This is a genomic window from Dietzia sp. CW19 (assembly GCF_014145265.1).
Taxonomy (GTDB): domain Bacteria; phylum Actinomycetota; class Actinomycetes; order Mycobacteriales; family Mycobacteriaceae; genus Dietzia; species Dietzia natronolimnaea.
The window spans coordinates 1-6,420 of the sequence record NZ_JAALEE010000262.1 but is presented as its reverse complement, the minus strand read 5'-3'; the positions used below and the strand labels follow the sequence as shown (position 1 = coordinate 6,420).

The 6,420-nt window shown below is 71.1% G+C and carries 6 protein-coding genes, 1 pseudogene and 1 riboswitch; of the genes and pseudogenes, 5 read left to right on the top strand and 2 right to left on the bottom strand.

Annotation, left to right across the window (positions count from 1 at the left end):
* The 3 genes and pseudogenes from G6021_RS17270 to G6021_RS08500 all read left to right on the top strand — a co-directional run.
* Positions 1-172 (top strand): annotated as a pseudogene (locus G6021_RS17270) (NAD-dependent dehydratase); the annotation flags it as partial.
* Positions 173-254: 82 nt separating this feature from the next.
* A complete protein-coding gene (locus G6021_RS08505; RefSeq protein ID WP_182617529.1) occupies positions 255-713 on the top strand; it encodes a hypothetical protein in 459 nt (152 codons plus the stop codon).
* A gap of 97 nt (positions 714-810) precedes the next feature.
* Positions 811-1,776 carry an NADPH:quinone oxidoreductase family protein gene (locus tag G6021_RS08500; protein ID WP_182617527.1) on the top strand — a complete coding sequence of 322 codons (966 nt, stop codon included), beginning with the start codon at positions 811-813 and terminating at the stop codon, positions 1,774-1,776.
* Positions 1,777-1,896: 120 nt separating this feature from the next.
* Here the strand turns inward: G6021_RS08500 and G6021_RS08495 are convergent, their stop codons facing one another.
* Entirely contained in the window at positions 1,897-3,723 is a 1,827-nt protein-coding gene (locus G6021_RS08495) for an acyl-CoA dehydrogenase C-terminal domain-containing protein (RefSeq protein ID WP_182617525.1), read from the bottom strand.
* A gap of 109 nt (positions 3,724-3,832) precedes the next feature.
* Complete coding sequence (locus tag G6021_RS08490) at positions 3,833-4,993, bottom strand: pyridoxal phosphate-dependent aminotransferase (protein ID WP_182617523.1); 1,161 nt, start codon at positions 4,991-4,993, stop codon at positions 3,833-3,835.
* 45 nt (positions 4,994-5,038) lie between these two features.
* On the opposite strand from G6021_RS08490, the gene G6021_RS08485 reads away from it, so the two are divergent.
* Together G6021_RS08485 and G6021_RS08480 are read left to right on the top strand one after the other, a co-directional pair.
* Entirely contained in the window at positions 5,039-5,500 is a 462-nt protein-coding gene (locus G6021_RS08485) for a Rieske (2Fe-2S) protein (RefSeq protein WP_182617521.1), read from the top strand.
* A 177-nt stretch (positions 5,501-5,677) separates the two neighbouring features.
* Positions 5,678-5,871, top strand: a riboswitch (FMN riboswitch).
* A 93-nt stretch (positions 5,872-5,964) separates the two neighbouring features.
* Positions 5,965-6,420: nicotinamide mononucleotide transporter (locus G6021_RS08480; protein ID WP_182617519.1), on the top strand; the 456-nt coding region annotated here is incomplete at its 3' end.

The window sequence follows — 6,420 nt, the reverse complement described above, 5'->3', positions numbered from 1 at the left end:
CGGCGGGGAGACGATCGGCGTGGGCGCCGACAAGCGGGACGACCGCGCCACGAGCCGGGACGTCGTGGCCGCCGTCACGGCGGCCGTCCTGCGACGGCCGGACACCATCGGTCGCACGATCGAGTTCTCCGACGGTGAGACCCCCATCGGTGAGGCACTGACCAGGGAGTGACGCGCGGGTGACCCGGCGGGGACCGGTCGCCCACCGGGTGGGCGGGGCCCCGCGCCGGGGGCGGCACGGCTATCCTCGACCGGTGCGGATCCTGGTAGGCGGCTCGTGGATCACCGTGTCCTGCGCACTTCTCACCGCGTTGTGGAGCGTCCCGCAGTTCCTGGCGACCGGCACCGTCACCCTGAGTTCGCACCCACTCTTCGTGATCCTGTTCCTGTTCCCCGCGCAGATCGGGGTGCCGGTGTGCCTGCTCGTGGCACTGAACTCGGTACTGCTGCTCTCCCGCGGCCGCCTGGTCACCAGTCCGCGACGGTTCCTGGCCGGGGGCCAGGTCCTCACTGTCGCGCTGTTGGGCATCTGCGCGTTGCTCCTGGTCCTGCCGACCACGTTCGGGCGGGAGTTCATCGTGATGGCGCTGGCCTTCCAGGTGGGGCAGGTCGTGGTGGCCGTGGGCCTCGCACTCCATCTCCTGCGCCGCCGGAGGTTCCGCAGCCGCCCGGAGACGGCCGATCCGACCCCGCCGGTGCCCACCGACCCGTGAACCCGGGCCCACCGACCCGTGAACCCGGGCCCTCTGACCCGTGACACGGTCGGCCCTGTCCCGGCGAGGCGGGTGTCCGGGCTGACACTATGGGTCCATGCGAGCCATCCACATCTCATCCCATGACGGACCCGCCGCCCTCGAGGTGGTCGACCTCCCCGAGCCGGAGCCGGGGGCGGTCCTCATCGACGTCCACGCCGCAGGGGTGACCTTCCCCGAGGTGCTCCAGACCCGCGGGAAGTACCAGATGTCGCCCCCGCTGCCCTTCGTTCCCGGCTCGGAGGTGGCCGGCGTGGTCCGCTCCGCTCCCGAGGGCTCCGGTTTCGCCGCAGGCGACCGTGTGTGCGCCTTCCCCGGACTCGGCGGCTTCGCCGAGGTGGTCTCCACGGATCCCTCACAGGTGTTCCGGCTGCCCGACTCGTTGACCTTCGCCCAGGGTGCGTCCATCCCCATGAACGTCCTCACCGTGCACTTCGCGCTGGCCCACCGCGGCCGGCTCCAGCCCGGGGAGACGGTTCTCGTGCACGGCGCGGGTGGCGGGATCGGGATCGCCGCCACGCAGTTCGCCGTCGCGTCCGGCGCCCGCGTGATCGCGGTGGCCTCCACCGGGGACAAGCGGGAACTGGCCCTCAAGGCAGGCGCGTCCGACGCCATCGCGCCGGAGGGGTTCAAGGACGCGGTGAAGGAGCTCACCGGCGGGAAGGGTGTCGACATCGTCGTCGACCCCGTGGGCGGTGACCGCTTCACCGACTCCATCCGGTCCCTCGGACAGGAGGGCCGGATCCTCGTGATCGGCTTCACCGGTGGCGAGATCCCCACGGTCAAGGTCAACCGACTGCTGCTCGGGAACAAGAGCGCCGTCGGGGTGGGCTGGGGCGAGTACTGGATGAGCAACCCCGGTTACCTGCAGAAGCAGTGGGCCGAGGTGGAGCCGCTGTTGGCCGCCGGGAAGCTCGACCCGCTCGTCGGTGCGGAGTTCCCGCTGGACAAGGCCACCGAGGCCCTCGAGCTCATGGACGGCCGTGGCGCGGTCGGCAAGATCGTGCTCACCACCGGACGCTGAGCGACCTCCGGCCCGGAAGCCCCGTCGAGGCCGTAGCGCCATCGACAAGAGCGTTCCGCGCACCCCGCTCTCGGCGGATGTGTGCGGAACGCTCTGCACGACGAGCTGGCGGGGCCGACTCTAGAAGGCGCCCTCCGGCATCCGCATGACGTCCAGCTCCAGGGCCTCGATGGTGGCGCGGGCGGCGGCGACCTGCGGCAGGTGAGCCCGCGCGAAATGGCCGGCCACCACGACCTTGCCGGTGTAGAAGTCGTGGTCGTCGCCCGTGGCGTCGGGAAGTCGGCTCGACGCCACCGTCGCCTCGCGCAGCAGCATCCACCCCACCAGGAGGTCGCCGACCGCCATGAGCAACGGCACCGCGCCGAGCCCGATCAGGTAGAGCGACTCCGGATCCTCCTGAGCTGACATGAGGTGCCCGGTCAGGGTGCCGACCATGGACTCCACGTCCGCCAGGGCGGTCGCCACCGCCGTGCGCACGGCGTCGAGATCGTCGGGTCCGACCTCGTCGACCGTCCGGTGGATCTGCGCAGCGAGGTGGCCGAGCGCGGTCCCGCCGTCGCGGACGATCTTGCGGAAGAAGAAGTCCTGCGCCTGGATGGCGGTGGTGCCCTCGTAGAGGGAGTCGATCTTGGCGTCGCGGAGGTACTGCTCGAGCGGGTAGTCCCTGAGGTACCCGGAGCCGCCGAAGCACTGCAGCGACTCCGCCAGGCACTGGTAGGACCGCTCGGACCCCACGCCCTTGACGATCGGCAGCAACAGGTCGTTGACGGTGTGCGCCAACTCGGGTCCGGCGCCCGAGACGACCTCCGCGGCCACGACGTCCTGGTGGGCGGCCGCGTAGAGGTACACCGCGCGGAGGCCCTCCGCGTACGCCTTCTGGGTGAGCAGCGACCGCCGCACGTCGGGGTGGTGGATGACGGTGACCTTCCCGGCATCGGGCTTTCCGGCGTCGGCCATGTCGTTGCCCTGCACGCGCTCCCGGGCGAACTCCAGTGCGTTGAGGTACCCGGTGGACAGGGTGGAGATCGCCTTGGTCCCCACCATCATCCGTGCGGCCTCGATGGTCTTGAACATCTGCTTGATGCCCAGGTGGGAGTCCCCTGCGAGGTACCCGACCGCCGGCCGGCCGTGTGCACCGAACGCCACCTCGCACGTCGCGGAGGCGGTGAGCCCCATCTTCTTCTCGATCCCGGTGACGTAGACGCCGTTGCGCTGGCCGGGCGCCGCGGTCTCGGGGTCCGGCAGGTACTTGGGGACCAGGAAGTAGCTCAGGCCCTTGGTGCCGGGGCCCGCCCCCTCGGGCCGGGCGAGCACCTGGTGCCAGATGTTCTCGAACAGGTCGCCGGAGTCGGCGCCGGTGATGAACCGCTTGGCGCCCTCGATGTGCCAGGTGCCGTCGGGCTGCTCGATCGCCTTGGCTCGAACGGCACCCACGTCCGAGCCCACCTCGGCCTCGGTGAGCATCATGGACGAACCGTGGTTGCGGTCGATGATCCGGGCGGCCCACTTCTGCTGCTGCTCGTTGCCGATGGTGTGCATGATCTCGGCGAACAGCGGTCCGGACAGGTACATGAAGATCGACGGGTTGGCCCCGAGGAGGAACTCCGTGATCGCCCAGGTGACCATGCGGGGGGCCGCGACGCCGCCGACGGCGGGGTCCACGCCGACCAGGCCCCAGCCGGCCTCCTGCCACGCGCGGACCGAGGCCACGTACTCCGGCGGGAGCGTGACCTCGTGGGTTTCCGGGTCGAACCCGGGGGGGTTTCGGTCGGCGACGGAGAACGAGGCAGCCACGGGCCCCTCCGCCAGGGCGGCGGCCTCCCGCAGCATGGTGCGCACCGTCTCGCCGTCGAGCTCCGTGTCGTCCCGCTCGAGGATCTCGTCGAGGCCGAACACCTCGAACAGGACGAACTCCAGGTCACGCGGGTTGCTGCGGTAGTGGGACACTCGGGTACTCCTCGTCGACGCACGGGCGCGCCGCCCGGCGCGTCAGGGACCTACCGTAGAGCCTGGCAGGCACGTGCGCGAGTCCGTCCGGAGCGTGCTCCGATTCGCCTCAGTTCGCCAGCGTGCGGAGCCTCCGCCCGGCCTCGTCGAGGACCTCGGGCCGTTTGCAGAACGCGAACCGCACCAGGTGCGACCATTCGCCGGAGTAGGCGTCGGTGAACGGCGCGAACGGCACCGCCGCCACGCCGATCCGGCCGGGCAACTCCAGACACCAGGACGCGGCGTCGGTGACGCCGAGCGGTCGCGGATCCGCGGTGAGGAAATAGGTCCCCTGGGTGACGGCGAGGTCCAGCCCGACCCCCGTGAGGATGTCCACCAGCTGGTCCCGCCGGTCCTGCATCTGCGCCCGTAGCGCCCGGATCCACCCGTCCTCGTGACGAAGGGCGTGGGCGACCGCCAGCTGCAGCGGTGTGCCGGCGGTGTAGCTCATGTACTGCTTGGCGGCCCGGACGCCCGCGATCAGCCCGGCCGGCCCGGTCACCCATCCGATCTTCCAGCCGGTGCAGTTGAGCATCTTGCCCGCGCTCGAGATCCGCAGGGTCCGCGCGGCCATCCCCGGCAGGGTGGCGATCGAGACGTGCTCGTTGTCGTCGTAGGTCAGGTGTTCGTAGACCTCGTCCGAGATCGCGATCGCGTCGAACTCGTGGCACAACGCCGCGATCTGCTCGAGGTCCTCCCGCGGCAGCACCGCTCCGGTGGGGTTGTGCGGCGAATTGACCAGCACGGCCCGCGTCCGCGGGGAGAACGCCGCCCGCAGGGAGTCCACGTCGAGGCGGTAGCGGCCGGACGAGCGGACCATCCTCGCCGCGCGCCTGGTGGCGCCGGCCATCGCGACGGTGGCGGCGTAGGAGTCGTAGTACGGCTCGATCACCACCACCTCGTCGTGAGGCTCCACCAGGCCCACCACCGCACCGGCGATCGCCTCGGTCGCACCGACCGTCACCAGCACCTCGGTGTCCGGGTCGTGGACCAGACCCGTGTGCGCGGTCTCGTGGGCGACGATCGCGTGCCGGAGCTCGGGCACCCCCGTCCCGGGTGGGTACTGGTTGTGGCCCTCGCGCAGGGCGCGCACGGCGGCCTCGATCATCGACGCGGGGCCGTCGGTGTCCGGGAAGCCCTGCCCCAGGTTGACGGCCTCGAACCGCACGGCAAGTTGGGTGACCTCGGAGAAGATCGTGGTGGCGTGGGGCTCGAGGCGGCGGACGGTCATGTCGCCAGCCTAGGTCCGCCGTCGGCGCCCGATATGATGGACTGCATGACCGAGCACCCCGCCGCCGCATCCGTCTCCGTCGGACCGTGCACGCAGCGCCGCACCGTCCTGGCAGCCCTGCCCGGGATCATCCTGCTACCGGGGATCGTCTCGGCGTGCGGGATGACCGAGCCCGCGGAGCCGCCGTCCACCGTCCAGCAGACCACCGAGGTCCCGCCGTCCACGATCCCTGCCTCGGACGTGCCCGTCGGCACCGCCAAGCAGGTCAAGTCGGGGGATGCGACGGTGATCGTCGCGCAGCCCACCGAGGGTGAGTTCGTCGCGTACTCGGCCCGCTGCACCCATCAGGGTGGGACCGTCCAGGTGGTCCGCGACCTGCACCTCCGGTGCCCGCTCCACGGTGCCGAGTACGACGCGACCGACGGCAGCAACACCCTCGCGCCGGCCCCGCGTCCGCTCGACGTGGTCCCGGTGACCGAGTCGAACGGCCAACTGACGATCGGCTGACCCGCGGCGGGGGGCACCAGCGCCCTCCCCTCGTCGAGAAGGGCGTTCCGCACCCGTCGGCCGAGTGAAAATGCGTGGAACGCTCTTATCGACGGTGCGCTTATCGACAGCGTGCCGCCCCGCGCCTCCCCGGGACGCGGGAGTTGCGGCGCCGCACCCGACAGGAGTAGAACGAGAACACGTTCTCAGGGCGGGGTGCAATTCCCCACCGGCGGTGATGTCACCGGTCCCATGACCGGCGGCGAGCCCGCGAGCGCCCCGCACACGCGGCGGGCCGGACATCGAGTCCGGCCGGGCCGCATGCGCGGGGGTCAGCAGACCCGGTGTGATCCCGGGGCCGACGGTCATAGTCCGGATGGAAGAGAACAACGTGTCCCCGAGGGACCGCGGCCCGGCCGTGGAACCGTGGGCGATGCGGCATAAGCCCTGGGCCGTCTGTGTTGAGCCCGTGAAAGGGGCACACGATGAGCCTTCTCGTCTCATTCCTCGACGCGCAGTTGATGATCGGCGGAGTGCCGATCCTGTGGCGCGAGATCATCGGCAATGTCTTCGGCCTGGCCGCCGCGATCGGCGGGATGCGCCGCGTGGTGTGGGCCTGGCCGGTGGGGATCGTCGGCAACCTCACGCTGCTCACCGTCTTCCTCGGCGGCGTCTTCCACACCCCGCAGGACGTCGACCTCTACGGTCAGGCCGGACGGCAGGTCATGTTCCTCGCCGTCGGGCTCTACGGCTGGTGGCGCTGGTCGCGGGACCGTCGGATCAGCGCGGCCCTGCCCGGGCAGGCGGGGGTCGAGGCCGTCGCGGTCCATCCGCACTGGGCCACGGGCCGGCAGCGGGCGGGGCTCGTCGCAGGGATGATCGTCGGCACGCTGGTCTTCGGCTGGATCTTCTCCGAGCTCGGGTCGTGGGGCCCGTGGGCA

What these genes read in the sequence shown, in the direction of transcription:
- G6021_RS08500 (WP_182617527.1), top strand. Translation starts at nt 811, where the DNA reads ATGCGAGCCATCCACATCTCATCCCATGACGGACCCGCCGCCCTCGAG.
- G6021_RS08490 (WP_182617523.1), bottom strand. Translation starts at nt 4,993, where the DNA reads ATGACCGTCCGCCGCCTCGAGCCCCACGCCACCACGATCTTCTCCGAG.
- G6021_RS08485 (WP_182617521.1), top strand. Translation starts at nt 5,039, where the DNA reads ATGACCGAGCACCCCGCCGCCGCATCCGTCTCCGTCGGACCGTGCACG.